Below are 14,786 nucleotides of genomic sequence, written 5' to 3'. Positions count from 1 at the left end.
GGCCATTTCGGCGTTTACGGCGGCCGTTTCGTGTCCGAAACCCTGATGGCGCCCTTGGCCGAGCTGGAAAAGGCCTACGAGGCGGCCCAGGCCGATCCGGCTTTCAAGGCCGAGCTGGCCTTCGATTACGCCCATTACGTGGGTCGTCCAAGCCCGATTTACGAGGCCAAACGGTTGAGCGAACATGTCGGCGGCGCGCGTATCCTGCTCAAGCGCGAAGATTTGAACCATACCGGCGCGCACAAGATCAACAACACCATCGGTCAGGCCATGCTGGCCAAGCGCATGGGCAAGACCCGGGTCATCGCTGAAACCGGTGCCGGACAGCACGGTGTGGCCTCGGCCACCGTGGCCGCGCGTCTGGGCCTGAAGTGCGTGGTGTATATGGGTGCGGTTGATATCGAGCGCCAGGCCATCAACGTGTTCCGCATGAAACTGCTGGGCGCCGAGGTGGTGCCGGTCACCTCCGGTTCGAAAACCCTGAAAGACGCCTTGAACGAAGCCATGCGCGACTGGGTGTCCAACATCCAGGACACCTTTTACATCATCGGCACTGCCGCCGGCCCGAGTCCGTATCCGCGCATGGTGCGTGATTTCAACGCCGTGGTCGGCACCGAGTCACGGGCCCAGATGCTGGCGCAGTACGGGCGCCTGCCGGATGCGGTAATCGCCTGTGTCGGCGGCGGCTCCAATGCCATCGGCATGTTCCATCCCTTCCTCAACGATGCCGAAGTGAATCTGATCGGTGCCGAGGCGGCGGGCGAGGGCTTGGCCACCGGCAAGCATGCGGCCTCGCTGGCCGCCGGCGTGCCGGGCGTGCTGCACGGCAACCGCACGTATGTGATCTGCGACGATGACGGCCAGATTACCGAGACCCATTCCATCTCCGCCGGTCTGGATTATCCCGGCGTCGGCCCCGAGCATGCGTTCCTGAAAGACACCGGCCGCGCGCAGTATGTCGGCGTGACCGATGTCGAATGCATGCAGGCCTTCCACCTGCTGGCCCGCACCGAGGGCATTCTGGCCGCGCTGGAATCGGCGCATGCCGTGGCGCAGGCGATGAAAACCGCCGCCACGCTGCCGAAAGAGGCCATCGTGCTGGTCAATCTGTCCGGCCGCGGCGACAAGGACATCTACACCATTGCCCAGCGTGAAGGAATTTCCCTGTGAGCGCGGGCTCGCGCTTTGAGCGCCGCCTGGCAGCGCTGGCCGCAAACGGCCGGAAAGCCCTCGTGCCGTTCATCACCGCCGGCGATCCGGGCCGGGAGGCCACCGTTCCGGTGCTGCATGCCTTGGTGGCGGCCGGTGCCGATCTGATCGAGCTGGGCGTGCCTTTTTCCGATCCGATGGCCGACGGCGTGGTCATCCAGAAAAGTTCCGAGCGGGCCTTGGAGCGGGGCGTCAACGCGCCGGCCATCTTCGCCATGGTTGCCGAGTTCCGCAAGCGCGATGCCGACACGCCGGTCGTGCTGATGGGCTATCTGAATCCGATCGAACGCCGTGGCTGGGGCTGGTATGCCGAGCATGCCGCGGCCGCCGGTGCGGATGCACTGCTGATCGTCGATCTGCCGCCGGAAGAGTCGGCCTCGGCGCGGGAGTTGCTCAACCGGCACGGTCTGCAGCTGATCACCCTGCTGGCGCCGACCACCGATGGTCCGCGTCTGAGTGAGGCCTGCGCGCATGCACAGGGTTACCTCTACTACGTGTCCATGGCCGGCGTGACCGGCAAGGATCTGGCGCAGTCGGGTGATCTGACCCGTCGTGTCGGCGCCATCCGCGCCGCCGCGCCGGTGCCGGTGTACGTCGGCTTCGGCATCAAGGATGCCGCCACGGCCAAGGCCTGCGCGGCTTACGCCGATGGCGTCATCGTCGGCAGTGCGCTGGTGGCCACCTTGGCTGAATGCACGACGCCGGAGCAGGCGGCCGAGGCCGCCGGGCGTTTTCTGGCACCGCTGCGGCACGCGCTTGATGCGGCCTGAGCGGCCGGTTTGCAGTAAACTGTCGCCTGGCCTCTACGGAAACATGCCATGAGTTGGTTGACCAAGCTGATGCCCGCCCGCATCCGGACCCAAGGGACCGGCAAGCGCGGCGTGCCGGAAGGATTGTGGGAAAAATGCGACAGCTGCGGCGCCGCCCTATATGCCGCCGAGCTGGACGAGAACCTGCACGTCTGCCCGAAATGCGATCACCACATGCCGATCGGCGCCCGCGAGCGCCTGGTCGCTTTTCTGGACGACGGTGAAGTGTTCGAAATCGGCGACGAACTGGGCCCGACCGATGCCCTGCATTTCAAGGACCAGAAAAAATACGCCGACCGCATCAAGGCCTCACAGAAAGCCGTGGGCGAGAAGGACGCGTTGATTTCCATCCACGGCAAACTCAAAGGCCGCGACATCTGCGTCAGCGCGTTTGAATTCCGCTTCATGGGCGGCTCGATGGGCTCGGTGGTCGGCGAACGCTTCGCCCTGGCCGCGGAGCGTGCCATCGAATACCGCTGTCCGCTGGTCTGCTTCTCCGCAACCGGCGGCGCGCGCATGCAGGAAGGTCTGTTCTCGCTGATGCAGATGGCCAAAACCTCGGCCGCCATCGCCAAGATGCGCTCGGCCGGCCTGCCGTTCATTTCGGTACTCACGCACCCGACCACCGGCGGCGTGTCGGCTTCGCTCGGCATGCTCGGGGATCTGAACGTGGCCGAGCCGAAAGCACTGATCGGCTTCGCCGGCCCGCGCGTGATCGAACAGACCGTGCGTGAAACCCTGCCGGAAGGCTTCCAGCGTTCGGAATTTCTGGTCGAACATGGCGCGGTCGATCTGATCATTGACCGCCGTCAGATGCGTGACCGTCTGGCCGATCTGCTGGCGTTGATGATGAATCAGCCCAAGCACGGCGCGGACGCGGCCTGAGCGGCATGGGCGCGCGCCGCTATTTCGGCACCGACGGCATCCGCGGCAAAGTCGGTGAAGGCCACATATCCCCGGATTTCATGCTCAAGCTGGGTTGGGCCGCCGGCACCGTGTTGGCGCGGGCCTCGGCCGGCAAACCGCTGGTGGTGATCGGCAAAGATACCCGCATCTCCGGCTACATGTTTGAATCCGCCTTGGAAGCGGGACTGGTTGCGGCCGGTGCCGATGTGCGCCTGCTCGGTCCGGTGCCGACGCCGGCGGTGGCGCATCTGACCACCTCGCTGCGCGCCGATGCCGGCATCGTGATTTCGGCCTCGCACAATCCGCATTATGACAACGGCATCAAGTTCTTCTCCGCCAGCGGCGAGAAGCTCAGTGATGCCATGGAACTCGCCATCGAGGCGCAGCTCGATGAAACCCTCGCGGCCGTGGCTTCGGAAAAACTCGGCAAGGCCAAGCGCATCGTGGATGCGCACAGCCGCTACGCCGAATTCTGCAAGAGCACGGTACCGGCCAATTTCTCGCTGCGCGGTCTGAAGATCGCGCTCGATTGCGCGCACGGCGCCACCTACGCACTGGCGCCGGAAGTGTTTTCCGAACTCGGCGCCGAGGTGGTCAGCATCGGCGTGCAGCCCAACGGGCTCAATATCAACGACGGTGTCGGCTCGACCCATCCCGAAGCCCTGCAGGCCTTCGTGCGGGACAGCAAGGCCGATCTCGGCATCGCCTTCGACGGTGACGGCGACCGCGTGCAGATGGTTGATGCCGACGGCACCCTGCATGACGGCGACGCCCTGATTTACGTGCTCGCCAATCATTGGCAGGCCAGTGGCCGTCTGCGCGGTCCGGTGGTCGGCACGCTGATGACCAATGTCGCGATGGAGCTGCATTGCCGTGACAAAGCCATTCCGTTCCTGCGCACCAAGGTCGGCGACCGCTTCGTGCATCAGGCGCTGACGGAACATCAGGGTGTCCTCGGCGGCGAGGCCTCCGGCCATCTGTTGGTGCTCGACCGCACCTCCACCGGCGATGCGCTGGTGGCGGCGCTGCAGGTCCTGGAGGCGCTGATGGCCGGCAACACCACGCTGAAGGCGGCGCTGGCCGGCTATACGCCGTTCCCGCAGAAAACCGTCAACGTCCGCCTGCAGCCCGGCGCCAAACCGCTGGAGCATGCCGCGGTGCAAGCCGCGCGTGCCGATGCCGAGCGTGCGCTCGAGGGCCGCGGCCGTCTGGTGCTGCGGGCATCGGGTACCGAGCCGGTGGTGCGCGTCACCGTCGAAGCCCAGGATGCCGCCTTGATGCAGGGCGTGCTCGATGCCTTATCCGCCGCGGTGAAATCCGCGGTTTGACCCCGATCAAAGCCGGTTCAGGCAGGCCGGCTTATACTGCTCCGAAATTTCCATGGAAGCCCACTGATGAGCCAGATTCCGACTTTAGATATCCGCCGTTTCGACTCCGACCGCGCCGCCTTCGTGGCCGATCTGGGCGCCGCCTACCGCGAATGGGGCTTCTGCGGCATTCGTGGCCATGGTGTGACCGATGAGCTGATCCAGGGCGCCTATGACGCATCGCGGGATTTCTTTGCCTTGCCTGAAGCAATCAAGATGAAGTATCACCAGCCCGGCACCGGCGGTGCCCGCGGTTATACGCCGTTCGGCATCGAAACCGCCAAGGACTCGCAGTATCCCGATCTGAAGGAATTCTGGCATGTTGGCCGCGAAATCGCCCGCGATTCCCAATACGCCGACATCATGGCCGAGAACCTTTGGCCAACGGAAGTGCCGCAGTTCAAGCAATACCTGTATGGCCTTTACAGCGCGCTGGATTCGCTCGGTTCGAAGGTGCTGTCGGCGCTCGCGCTGCACATCGGTCTGCCGGAAAACTACTTCGCCGACAAGACCCACTACGGCAACTCCATTCTGCGCCCGATCCACTATCCCGAAATCACCAACCCGGACGTGCCGAACGTCCGATCGGGTGCGCATGAAGACATCAACTTCATCACCCTGCTGGTCGGCGCCAGCGCGGCCGGTCTGCAGGTGCTGTCGCGCAAGGGTGAATGGATCGACTTCACTGCCGACGCCGACACCATCGTGGTCAACATCGGCGACATGCTGCAGCGCCTGTCCAACCATGTGTACCCGTCCACCACGCACCGCGTGGTCAATCCGATGGGTGAGAACGCGCGCAAGCCGCGCTATTCGATTCCGTTCTTCCTGCACCCGAATCCGGACTTCCTGATAAAGACCCTGCCGCAGTGTATTTCGGCCGAAAACCCGGACCGCTATCCCGAGCCGATCACTGGCCACGAGTACCTGATGGAGCGTCTGCGCGAAATCAAACTGGTCTGAAGCAAAAACCCGGCGAGAGCCGGGTTTTTGTTATCTATTCTGAGTTATGTGCCCACTTAACGTTCTGGCCTTGGTTTGAAGTTAGAGCCAATCAAGCCGCTGCTAACTTGAGTTTACTCACACGCTTCAAATCGACATTCTGCCGCGCAACCCAAAGATCGTAAGCATCCTGCATCAACAGCCAGCTTTCCGGAGAGCGGCCTATTGCTTTGGAAAGGCGCAACGCCATTTCCGGGGTCACGCGGCTACTACCTTTTAATATGCGGCTGAGCGTCGAAGCGGCAACGTCCAGCTTCAAAGCAAGTTCGCGGCCACTGATATTGTTCGGTTCCAGGTAAACATCGGTGATGAATTCACCGGGGTGAGGAGGGTTGTACATATTCATCAGTGATAGTCCTCATAATCTAGTATGTAAACGTTGCCATCCTTGAATTCGAAAGTCAGCCGCCAATTGCCGTTGACGGAGATGGACCAGCGGCCTTTCATTTCACCTTTCAATGGATGCAGACCATAGCCGGAAATTTCCATATCGTCGATTGTCACAGCCGAATTCAATGCAGCCAATTGCATGCGCAGCCGCTTCGCATGATTTGGCTGAATACCGGCAGTGCTTCCGGTTTCATAATATTTGCGAAGACCTTTATGCCGGAATGTTTTAATCATTGATTCAATATAGCATGTTGCGCATCACGCAACAAGCCTTAATCCGCATTCCTGAACTGCTTGGCCTTGCCGCCCACCAATGCGTTGCTCAGGAAGTCCGGTAGGTAGCGGGTCATCCAGGCAATCACTTTGTTGGCGAAGCCGCTGATGACGCGCCGCTTTCCGGCTTCCACGGCATCAATGCCGATCACCGCTACTTCTTCGCTGCTCAGCCACAGGAACTTCGGCAGTTTCGAGACATTGGCGCGCATGCCGTTGACGTCGTGGAATTCGGTGTAGGTGAAGCCGGGACAGAGTGCGGTCACATGCACGCCGCGGCTGGCGCTTTCCAGGGCCAGGCATTCCGAGAAGCGGATCAGCCAGGACTTGCTGGCGCCATATAAGGTATGCCCGGCCGAGGCCGGCACCAGCCCGGCCAGAGAGGCCACGTTCAGGATTCGGCCGTGTTTCTGGGCTTCCATGGCCGGCAGGAACAGGTAGGTCAGCTCGGCCACGGCGGTCATCAGCACCTGCAGGAAATCGCGATGACTGGCCCAGGATTCCGACAGATACCGGCCCGGCACGCCGTAACCGGCATTGTTGACCAGGGTGTCGACCTGCAGGCCGGCGGACTGGATGGCCGCGAACATCTCCTGCGGCGCTTTCGGATCGGCCAGATCGGCGGCCAGCACCACGACCGGAACCTTCTGGCCGAGCTCGGCAGCCAAGGCCTCGAGCCGCTCCTTGCGGCGGGCGGTCAGAATCAGCGGTTTGCCCCGGCGGGCATATTCGCGGGCAATGGCTTCGCCGATGCCGCTGGAGGCGCCGGTAATCAGGGCGTACTGGTCGGTTTTCATGGTCGGGCTTCATTCAGGTTAAAATGGCTTCTCATTGTGCATCAAGCCGTCGGGCAGGGGAGCGACATGCGGAAAAAAATCGTAGCCGGGAACTGGAAGCTCAACGGCAGCCGTGCCTTCGGCGAGGCCCTGCTCAATACGCTGGCCCCGTCCCTGAATCCGGCCGTGGAAGCCCTGATCATCCCGCCGCTGCCGATTCTTGACCACCTGATCGGCCGCTATGCCGGCACCGGTTATGTTTTCGGTGCGCAGGATGTCGGCGTGCATGTGCAGGGCGCTTTTACCGGCGATATCGCCGCCGAGATGCTGGCCGACATCGGCTGCCGCTACGTGCTGGTCGGCCATTCCGAGCGCCGACAATACCAGCAGGAGTCCAATGAATTGGTTGCCGAGAAGTTCCTGGCCGCCAAGCGGGCCGGTCTGATTCCGGTGCTATGCGTGGGCGAAAGCCTGCACCAGCGCGAGGCCGGGCACACCGAGTGGGTCATCGAAAAGCAGCTTAAACCGGTATTCGAGCAGGGCGGGGCGCAGGCCTTCGCCGGTGCGGTCATTGCCTATGAGCCGGTCTGGGCGATCGGTACCGGCAAAACCGCCAGCAAGGAGCAGGCGCAGGAAGTGCACGCATTTATCCGTGGCGAAGTGGCTGCTTTTGATGCTAAAATAGCCAGCTTATTGCCGATCCTTTACGGTGGCAGTGTGAAGGCCTCCAACGCCGCCGAGCTGTTCGCCCAGCCGGATGTCGACGGAGGATTGGTGGGCGGGGCCTCCTTGGTCGCCCAGGAATTCAGTGCCATCGTGGCTGCGGCTGCGGGCACAATTTAACGGTTTAACTATGATTGATACCATTCTGACGGTTGTATACATCTTGGTCGCGGTGGCCATGGTGGTGCTGATTCTGCTGCAGCGCGGCGCAGGGGCCCAGGCCGGTTCCGGTTTCGGTGCGGGCGCTTCCGGTACCGTATTCGGTGCCCGCGGTTCCGCCAACTTCCTGACCAAATCGACCAAGTGGCTGGCCTTCGTGTTCTTCGCCGTCGCTCTGTTCATGGCCTGGAAAGCGGTCAACCTCAACAAGCCGGAGGCCGAAGCGGCTGATATCGGCGTGATGAGCAGCCTGCCGGCGGTCCCGGAATCGGGCGCGTCTCCGGCGGCCACCGTTCCGGCTCCCGGCGCTGTTCCCGCGGTTCCTGCCACGACGGATGCGCCGCAGGCGGCACCCGCCGCCCCGCAACCCGAGAAAAAATAAGCGCCCAAACGGCGCAATGCTAAAATAGTTTCAAGCCCAGGTGGCGGAATTGGTAGACGCACTACCTTGAGGTGGTAGCGCTTTAGGGCGTAGGGGTTCGAGTCCCCTCTTGGGCACCAACGCAAAACGCTTGCTCCGGCAGGCGTTTTTTGTTGCCCGCCATTCGGGCTTGGCGGTTGATTCGTGAGGAAAAAGACGTCCGGATTCATTGCATTGGATGCATCCGAAGCGGTATCATAGTGCGCCTGTCTCCGTTCACGCAGCGTGCCGGAAAGCAGGGATGTTCACCCTTCATTCAAGGAGACGCATGTGCTGAATGCGTATGTGCCGATAGCATTGTTTCTCGCGGTCGCGGCCGGTGTCGGCATCGCCCTGATGGTCCTCGGACGCCTGCTCGGGCCGCAGCGCCCAGGCGCCGAAAAACTCTCGCCTTACGAATGCGGCTTCGTCGCCTTCGAAGACGCGCACATCCAGTTCGACGTGCGCTATTACCTCATCGCCATCATGTTCATCGTTTTCGATCTTGAAATCGCCTTCGTGTTTCCGTGGGCCGTTGTGTTCCGCGAGCTCGGTTTCATGGGTCTGGTCGAGATGGGTATATTCCTCGGCCTGTTGCTGATGGGCTTCATTTACGCATGGAAGAAAGGAGCCCTCGAATGGGAGTGATCGACAACGTTTCCGACTCCGTCGCCCGGGTGATGCACAATCCGATCCCGGTGGCTTCGGTCGATGACATCCTGCGGCCCGGCGGCGACAACCCGCTGGTCGAGCGCGGCTTCGTCACCACCAACCTCGATACCCTGATCAACTGGGCGCGCACCGGTTCGATGTGGCCGATGACCTTCGGTCTGGCCTGCTGCGCCGTGGAAATGATGCATGCCGGCGCCTCGCGTCTCGATCTGGACCGCTACGGTGTGATTTTTCGCCCATCGCCACGTCAGGCCGACGTCATGATCGTGGCTGGCACCCTGGTGAACAAGATGGCACCGGCCCTGCGCAAGGTCTACGACCAGATGCCGGAACCCAAATGGGTGATTTCCATGGGCAGCTGCGCCAATGGCGGCGGCTACTACCACTACTCCTATTCGGTGGTGCGCGGCTGCGACCGCATCGTTCCGGTGGACGTGTACGTGCCGGGCTGCCCGCCGACCGCGGAAGCGCTGGTCTATGGCGTGCTGCAGCTGATGAAGAAAATCCGCCGCACCAACACCATCGCGCGCTGAGGACGGACCATGAACGAACTGCCCCATCCTTTCGTGGAAAAACTGAGCGCCCATTTCGGCGCCCGCGCCAAGCGCATCATCCGCCAGCACGACGAAATCACCCTTGAAGTGGCGCCGGCCGATTACAAGCCGGTGATGACCGAGCTGCGTGACCACCCGGAATTCGCTTTCGAGCAATTGATCGACCTGTGCGGCATCGATTACCTCGGTTACGGCGAAGCCGAGTGGGACACCACCGATGTGTCCTCGGAAGGCTTCTCGCGCGGCGTCGAGGGCGAAGGCCCCGGCCGTTTCACCTGGGCCTCGCGTCCGCAAGGGCTCGGTCCGGCTAACCGCTTCGCCGCGGTCGTGCATCTGACCTCGGTCAAGCACAATCGTCGCATCCGCGTGCGCTGTTTCGCCGAAGACAACGCCATGCCGCAGATCGATTCCGTGGTTTCGGTATATCCGGTGGCGACCTGGTTCGAGCGCGAGGCGTTCGATCTTTTCGGCATCATATTCACCGGTCATCCGGATCTGCGCCGCATCCTGACCGATTACGGCTTCGTCGGCCATCCGTTCCGCAAGGATTTCCCGCTGATCGGCAACGTGGAAGTGCGCTACGACGAAGAGCGTGGCCGCGTCATTTACCAGCCGGTCTCCATCGAGCCCCGTGTCGGCGTTCCGAAAACCATCCGCGAGGATTCACGCTGGCAGCAGGCGCAATCCGAACAAGCCCAGGTGAAACCATGAGCGCCCAGGAAATCCGCAATTACACCCTGAACTTCGGGCCCCAGCATCCGGCGGCGCACGGTGTGCTCCGTCTGATTCTCGAAATGGACGGCGAAGTCGTCCAACGTGCCGATCCGCACATCGGCCTGCTGCACCGCGGCACCGAGAAACTGGCCGAATCGAAACCGTTCAACCAGTCGATCGGCTACATGGACCGGCTCGACTACGTGTCGATGATGTGCAACGAGCACGCCTATGTGCGCGCCATCGAGCAATTGCTCGGCGTTGAAGCGCCGATCCGCGCCCAGTACATCCGCACCATGTTCGACGAGATCACCCGCATCCTCAATCATCTGATGTGGATCGGTTCAAACGGCCTCGATCTGGGGGCGATGGCGGTGTTCCTGTATGCCTTCCGCGAGCGCGAAGAGCTGATGGATTGCTACGAGGCGGTCTCCGGCGCACGCATGCACGCCACCTACTACCGTCCGGGCGGCGTTTACCGCGACCTTCCGGACACCATGCCCAAATATCGCGAATCGCCGTGGCGCAAAGGCGATGCCCTGAAGCGTTCCAACGCCTGGCGCGAAGGTTCCATGCTCGATTTCCTGCAGGCCTTCACCGATGATTTCCCGAGCAAGATCGACGAATACGAAACCCTGCTGACCGATAACCGCATCTGGAAACAGCGCACGGTCGGCATCGGCGTGGTGCCGCCGGAAAAAGCGCTGGCCTGGGGCATGACCGGCCCGATGCTGCGCGGTTCCGGCGTGGCCTGGGATCTGCGCAAGAAGCAGCCGTATGCCGCCTATGCCCATGTCGATTTCGACATTCCTGTCGGCGTCACTGGCGACTGTTACGACCGCTATCTGGTGCGCGTCGAGGAAATGCGCCAGTCCAACCGCATCATCCAGCAATGCATCAGCTGGCTGCGCGCCAATCCGGGCCCGGTGATGGTGTCCAATTTCAAGGTGGCGCCGCCGTCGCGTACGGAAATGAAGGAAGACATGGAAGCCCTGATTCACCATTTCAAGCTGTTCACCGAAGGCTATTCGGTGCCCGCCGGCGAAGTGTACTCGGCGGTGGAAGCCCCGAAAGGCGAGTTCGGCGTGTATCTGGTGTCGGATGGCGCCAACAAGCCGTTCCGTCTGAAAGCCCGCGCGCCCGGCTTCGCGCATCTGTCGTCGATGGATGCCATCGTGCGCGGCCACATGCTGGCCGACGTGGTGGCGATGATCGGCACCTACGATATCGTTTTCGGTGAGGTGGACCGATGAAAGCAACCGGTAATTTCGCTGCCTGTCAGCATGTCGATCCGATGACCGCGCTCAACGCCGAAACGCGCGCGCACATCGATCACTGGGTCGCCAAGTTTCCGGCCGACCGCAAACGCTCGGCCGTGATCCAGGGCCTGATGGCCGCGCAGGAACAGAACGGCGGCTGGCTGACCGACGAACTCATGGCGGCGGTCGCCAAGTACCTCGACATTCCGGCGGTGTGGGCCTATGAAGTGGCCAGCTTCTACTCGATGTTCGATCTGGCGCCGGTCGGTCGCCACAAAGTGTCCATCTGCACCAACATCAGCTGCTGGCTGAACGGCGCCGAAGATCTGGTGCGCCACGCCGAGAAGAAGTTGGGCTGCAAGCACGGCGAAACCAGTGCCGACGGCCGCATCACGCTCAAGGTCGAAGAGGAATGCGTGGCGGCCTGCGCCGGCGCGGTGGCAGTGGTCATCGACGGCCACTACCATGAGCGCGTGACGCCCAACACCCTTGACCAACTGTTCGACGGCCTGAAGTAAGGAATCCCCATGGCGATCGGTCCCGCACCCCAAGCACATCAGGTTGTCTACACCACGCTGCATCACGACAAACCGTGGGCACTGGACAGCTATCTGAAACAGGACGGTTATACCGCCTGGAAAAAAATCCTCGCGGAGAAAATGCCGCAGGAGCAGGTCATCGAAATGGTCAAGCAGTCCGGTCTGCGCGGCCGCGGCGGCGCGGGCTTTCCGACCGGCCTGAAGTGGAGCTTCATGCCGCGCAGCGCGCCCGGCCAGAAGTACATCCTGTGCAACTCCGATGAATCCGAGCCCGGCACCTGCAAGGACCGCGACATCCTGCGCTACAACCCGCATGCGGTCATCGAGGGCATGGCCATCGCCTGCTACGCCACCGGTTCGACCGTGGCCTACAACTACCTGCGCGGCGAGTTCCACCATGAACCGTTCGAGCATTTCGAGGAAGCCCTGAAGGAAGCCTATTCGGCCGGCCTGCTCGGCAAGAACATCCTCGGCTCGGGCGTCGATGTCGACATGTACGGCGCGCTCGGCGCCGGCGCCTACATCTGCGGCGAAGAAACCGCGCTGATGGAATCGCTGGAAGGCAAGAAGGGCCAGCCGCGCTTCAAGCCGCCGTTCCCGGCCAACTTCGGCCTGTTCGGCAAACCGACCACCATCAACAACACCGAAACCTATGCCTCGGTGCCGGCCATCATCCGCAACGGTGCCGAGTGGTTCCTGAATCTGGGCAAGCCCAACAACGGCGGCCCGAAGATTTTTTCGGTATCCGGCCATGTCGCCAATCCGGGCAATTTCGAAATCCGCCTCGGCACGCCGTTCAGCGAGTTGCTGGCTCTGGCCGGCGGCGTCCGTCCCGGCCGCAAACTCAAGGCGGTGATCCCCGGCGGGTCCTCGATGCCGGTGCTTCCGGCCGAAACCATGATGGCCTGCACCATGGATTACGATTCAATCCAGAAAGCCGGCTCCGGACTGGGCTCGGGCGCCGTGGTGGTGATGGACGACAGCACCTGCATGGTGCGTGCCTGTCACCGCATTTCGCGCTTCTACTACAAGGAAAGCTGCGGCCAATGCACGCCCTGCCGCGAAGGCACCGGCTGGATGTACCGTGTGCTGTCGCGCATCGTCGCGCATGAAGCGACCATGGACGATCTGGCCATGCTGAAAGCCGCAGCCGGCCAGATCGAAGGCCATACCATCTGTGCCTTCGGCGAAGCCGCGGCTTGGCCGGTGCAGGGCTTCCTGCGCCATTACTGGCATGAATTCGAATACGCCATCCAGAACAAACGCTTCTGGGTGGATGCGCAACTGGAGAACGCGGCATGAGCACCACCGCCGACAAACCGCAGACCGCTGCCGACATGGTCACTCTCGAAATCAACGGCGAGAGCGTACAGATCGCCAAGGGATCGATGATCATCCAGGCCTCGGACGCCGCAGGAATCCCGATTCCGCGCTTCTGCTATCACGAAAAACTGCCGATCGCCGCCAACTGCCGGATGTGTCTGGTCGATGTCGAGAAGACCCCGAAACCGATGCCGGCCTGCGCCACGCCGGTGATGGAAGGCATGAAGGTCTTCACCCAGAGCAAGCGCGCGCTCGATGCGCAGCGCAATGTGATGGAATTCCTGCTGGTCAATCACCCGCTGGACTGCCCGATCTGCGATCAGGGCGGTGAATGCGAACTGCAGGACGTCTCCATGGGTTACGGCCGTTCGGTCAGCCGTTATGTCGACCGCAAGCGCGTGGTTCCCGATGAAGACATGGGCCCGTTGGTCGCCACCGACATGACCCGTTGCATCCAGTGCACCCGCTGCGTGCGTTTCTCGGCGGAAATCGCCGGCACCTATGAACTCGGCGGCATTTACCGCGGTGAGAACCTGCAGATCGGCACCTTTGACGGCAAGCCGCTGATGAGCGAAATCTCCGGCAACGTCATCGATGTCTGCCCGGTCGGCGCGCTGACCAACAAGGTCTTCCGCTACAAAGCCCGTGCCTGGGAGCTGACCGCCAAGGAATCGCTCGGCTATCACGATGCCCTGGGCTCCAATCTGTATCTGCACAGCCGCCGCGGCGAAGTGCTGCGCGCCGTACCGCGAGACAACGAAGCGGTGAATGAATGCTGGCTCTCGGACCGCGACCGCTACTCGCATGAAGGCTTGTACAGCAGCGACCGTGCCACGCAGCCGATGGTCAAGGAAAACGGCCATTGGCGCGTTGCCGCATGGGATGAAGCCCTGGCCGCCGCCGCTGCCGCGCTGAAATCGGCGCCTGCCGCCGAAACCGGCATCCTGGCCCATCCGGCCAGCAGCAACGAGGAAGGCTTCATGCTCTCGGCGCTGGCCAAAGCGATGGGTATCCATAACATCGATCACCGCATCAAGCAGCTCGATTTCGCCGATGCCGCCGTGGCCGAGGCGTTCGGCACTGCCGTTGCCGACATCGCCCGTGCCGAATCCATCGTTCTGGTCGGTTGCAACATCCGCCATGAAATGCCCTTGCTGCACCAGCGCATCCATCAAGCCGTCAAACGCGGTGCCAAGGTGCATGTGATCAACCCGGTCGATTTCGATTTCACGTTCGATGTCGCCTCCAAAGTCATCGTGCCGCCGTCCGGTTTGGCGGACGCGCTGTCCGCGCTGTCGGTCTCACTGGCCGATGGCAGCGTTCTGATTCTGGGTGAAATCGCCGAAAACCATGCCGAGGCCTCGCACATCCGTGCCGCCGCCAAGGCTTTGCAGCAGGCCGGCAAGGCCAGCGTATGCCGTCTGCCGCAGGGAGCCAATGCCCTTGGTCTGGCCCAGCACGGCGTGCTGCCGGGCGAGGGTGGCCGTCATGCGGGCGCCATGCTCGATGGCGATTTGAAAGCCCTGTTGCTGTTCGGCATCGAGCCGCAGTTCGACTTCAGCGACACGACCCGCGCCGTCAAGGCGATGATTGGCGCGAAAGTCGTGGCCTGCAGTGCCTTTGTCACCGAATCGCTGAAAGAGCTGGCCGATGTCATTCTGCCGATCGGTCTGCTGCCGGAAATCCAGGCCACGTTGACCAATGCCGACGG

The 14,786-nt window shown here is 62.4% G+C and carries 17 protein-coding genes and 1 tRNA gene; 15 read left to right on the top strand and 3 right to left on the bottom strand.

Features of this window, described 5'->3' with window-relative positions:
* The 5 genes from trpB to Q0W88_RS07775 all read left to right on the top strand — a co-directional run.
* A partial coding sequence (trpB, locus tag Q0W88_RS07795) for a tryptophan synthase subunit beta (protein ID WP_297801853.1) occupies positions 1-1,170 on the top strand: 1,170 nt, incomplete at its 5' end.
* A complete protein-coding gene (trpA, locus tag Q0W88_RS07790; RefSeq protein WP_297801851.1) occupies positions 1,167-1,979 on the top strand; it encodes a tryptophan synthase subunit alpha in 813 nt (270 codons plus the stop codon). The genes trpB and trpA, both read left to right, overlap by 4 nt.
* A gap of 48 nt (positions 1,980-2,027) precedes the next feature.
* Positions 2,028-2,903: an acetyl-CoA carboxylase, carboxyltransferase subunit beta gene (gene accD, locus Q0W88_RS07785; RefSeq protein ID WP_297801849.1), complete on the top strand. Its 876-nt coding sequence runs from the start codon at positions 2,028-2,030 to the stop codon at positions 2,901-2,903.
* A gap of 5 nt (positions 2,904-2,908) precedes the next feature.
* Positions 2,909-4,252 carry a phosphoglucosamine mutase gene (glmM, locus tag Q0W88_RS07780; RefSeq protein ID WP_297801847.1) on the top strand — a complete coding sequence of 448 codons (1,344 nt, stop codon included), beginning with the start codon at positions 2,909-2,911 and terminating at the stop codon, positions 4,250-4,252.
* Between the two features lie 63 nt (positions 4,253-4,315).
* A complete protein-coding gene (locus Q0W88_RS07775) occupies positions 4,316-5,254 on the top strand; it encodes a 2-oxoglutarate and iron-dependent oxygenase domain-containing protein (RefSeq protein ID WP_297801856.1) in 939 nt (312 codons plus the stop codon).
* Between the two features lie 91 nt (positions 5,255-5,345).
* Here the strand turns inward: Q0W88_RS07775 and Q0W88_RS07770 are convergent, their stop codons facing one another.
* Genes Q0W88_RS07770 through Q0W88_RS07760 form a run of 3 tightly spaced genes read right to left on the bottom strand, consistent with a single transcriptional unit; the run spans position 5,346 to position 6,753 of the window.
* Positions 5,346-5,639, bottom strand: coding sequence for a HigA family addiction module antitoxin (locus tag Q0W88_RS07770; protein ID WP_297801845.1), 294 nt, complete (start codon positions 5,637-5,639; stop codon positions 5,346-5,348).
* A complete protein-coding gene (locus Q0W88_RS07765; protein ID WP_297801843.1) occupies positions 5,639-5,917 on the bottom strand; it encodes a type II toxin-antitoxin system RelE/ParE family toxin in 279 nt (92 codons plus the stop codon). The genes Q0W88_RS07770 and Q0W88_RS07765 overlap by 1 nt, the downstream gene beginning before the upstream one ends.
* 38 nt (positions 5,918-5,955) lie before the next feature.
* The gene (locus Q0W88_RS07760) at positions 5,956-6,753 is read right to left on the bottom strand and encodes an SDR family oxidoreductase (RefSeq protein WP_297801841.1); all 798 of its coding nucleotides are present in this window, start codon (positions 6,751-6,753) and stop codon (positions 5,956-5,958) included.
* Between the two features lie 66 nt (positions 6,754-6,819).
* Between Q0W88_RS07760 and tpiA the strand changes: the two genes are divergently transcribed.
* The 10 genes from tpiA to nuoG form a co-directional block, all read left to right on the top strand.
* Positions 6,820-7,575, top strand: coding sequence for a triose-phosphate isomerase (gene tpiA, locus Q0W88_RS07755; protein WP_297801839.1), 756 nt, complete (start codon positions 6,820-6,822; stop codon positions 7,573-7,575).
* A 10-nt stretch (positions 7,576-7,585) separates the two neighbouring features.
* Positions 7,586-7,996: a preprotein translocase subunit SecG gene (gene secG / locus Q0W88_RS07750; protein WP_297801837.1), complete on the top strand. Its 411-nt coding sequence runs from the start codon at positions 7,586-7,588 to the stop codon at positions 7,994-7,996.
* 34 nt (positions 7,997-8,030) lie between these two features.
* Positions 8,031-8,115 (top strand) — tRNA-Leu (locus Q0W88_RS07745).
* A gap of 190 nt (positions 8,116-8,305) precedes the next feature.
* Positions 8,306-8,662 (top strand): NADH-quinone oxidoreductase subunit A, encoded by a 357-nt coding sequence (locus tag Q0W88_RS07740; protein ID WP_297801835.1) that lies wholly within the window; start codon positions 8,306-8,308, stop codon positions 8,660-8,662.
* On the top strand, positions 8,653-9,219 hold the full coding sequence (locus Q0W88_RS07735) for an NADH-quinone oxidoreductase subunit B (RefSeq protein WP_297801833.1): 567 nt from the start codon (positions 8,653-8,655) through the stop codon (positions 9,217-9,219). The genes Q0W88_RS07740 and Q0W88_RS07735 overlap by 10 nt, the downstream gene beginning before the upstream one ends.
* A 9-nt stretch (positions 9,220-9,228) precedes the next feature.
* Positions 9,229-9,951, top strand: coding sequence for an NADH-quinone oxidoreductase subunit C (locus Q0W88_RS07730; RefSeq protein ID WP_297801831.1), 723 nt, complete (start codon positions 9,229-9,231; stop codon positions 9,949-9,951).
* The gene (locus tag Q0W88_RS07725; protein ID WP_297801829.1) at positions 9,948-11,207 is read left to right on the top strand and encodes an NADH-quinone oxidoreductase subunit D; all 1,260 of its coding nucleotides are present in this window, start codon (positions 9,948-9,950) and stop codon (positions 11,205-11,207) included. Before Q0W88_RS07730 ends, Q0W88_RS07725 begins: the two co-directional genes overlap by 4 nt.
* Positions 11,204-11,731, top strand: coding sequence for an NADH-quinone oxidoreductase subunit NuoE (gene nuoE, locus Q0W88_RS07720; protein WP_297801827.1), 528 nt, complete (start codon positions 11,204-11,206; stop codon positions 11,729-11,731). Before Q0W88_RS07725 ends, nuoE begins: the two co-directional genes overlap by 4 nt.
* A 9-nt stretch (positions 11,732-11,740) precedes the next feature.
* A complete protein-coding gene (gene nuoF, locus Q0W88_RS07715) occupies positions 11,741-13,054 on the top strand; it encodes an NADH-quinone oxidoreductase subunit NuoF (protein ID WP_297801825.1) in 1,314 nt (437 codons plus the stop codon).
* A partial coding sequence (gene nuoG, locus Q0W88_RS07710; RefSeq protein WP_297801823.1) for an NADH-quinone oxidoreductase subunit NuoG occupies positions 13,051-14,786 on the top strand: 1,736 nt, incomplete at its 3' end. The genes nuoF and nuoG, both read left to right, overlap by 4 nt.

Origin of the sequence: Arenimonas sp. GDDSR-1 (assembly GCF_025980345.1) — a bacterium.
Classification (GTDB): domain Bacteria; phylum Pseudomonadota; class Gammaproteobacteria; order Xanthomonadales; family Xanthomonadaceae; genus Arenimonas.
Note: the sequence above shows the minus strand (reverse complement) of the source record. Positions and strands in the feature narration are given on the sequence as shown.

Bases quoted from the DNA above. Each gene is read 5' to 3' on its own strand.
- accD (WP_297801849.1), top strand. From the start codon at position 2,028: ATGAGTTGGTTGACCAAGCTGATGCCCGCCCGCATCCGGACCCAAGGG.
- glmM (WP_297801847.1), top strand. From the start codon at position 2,909: ATGGGCGCGCGCCGCTATTTCGGCACCGACGGCATCCGCGGCAAAGTC.
- Q0W88_RS07770 (WP_297801845.1), bottom strand. From the start codon at position 5,639: ATGAATATGTACAACCCTCCTCACCCCGGTGAATTCATCACCGATGTT.
- Q0W88_RS07765 (WP_297801843.1), bottom strand. From the start codon at position 5,917: ATGATTAAAACATTCCGGCATAAAGGTCTTCGCAAATATTATGAAACC.
- Q0W88_RS07760 (WP_297801841.1), bottom strand. From the start codon at position 6,753: ATGAAAACCGACCAGTACGCCCTGATTACCGGCGCCTCCAGCGGCATC.
- tpiA (WP_297801839.1), top strand. From the start codon at position 6,820: ATGCGGAAAAAAATCGTAGCCGGGAACTGGAAGCTCAACGGCAGCCGT.
- secG (WP_297801837.1), top strand. From the start codon at position 7,586: ATGATTGATACCATTCTGACGGTTGTATACATCTTGGTCGCGGTGGCC.
- Q0W88_RS07735 (WP_297801833.1), top strand. From the start codon at position 8,653: ATGGGAGTGATCGACAACGTTTCCGACTCCGTCGCCCGGGTGATGCAC.
- Q0W88_RS07730 (WP_297801831.1), top strand. From the start codon at position 9,229: ATGAACGAACTGCCCCATCCTTTCGTGGAAAAACTGAGCGCCCATTTC.
- Q0W88_RS07725 (WP_297801829.1), top strand. From the start codon at position 9,948: ATGAGCGCCCAGGAAATCCGCAATTACACCCTGAACTTCGGGCCCCAG.
- nuoE (WP_297801827.1), top strand. From the start codon at position 11,204: ATGAAAGCAACCGGTAATTTCGCTGCCTGTCAGCATGTCGATCCGATG.
- nuoF (WP_297801825.1), top strand. From the start codon at position 11,741: ATGGCGATCGGTCCCGCACCCCAAGCACATCAGGTTGTCTACACCACG.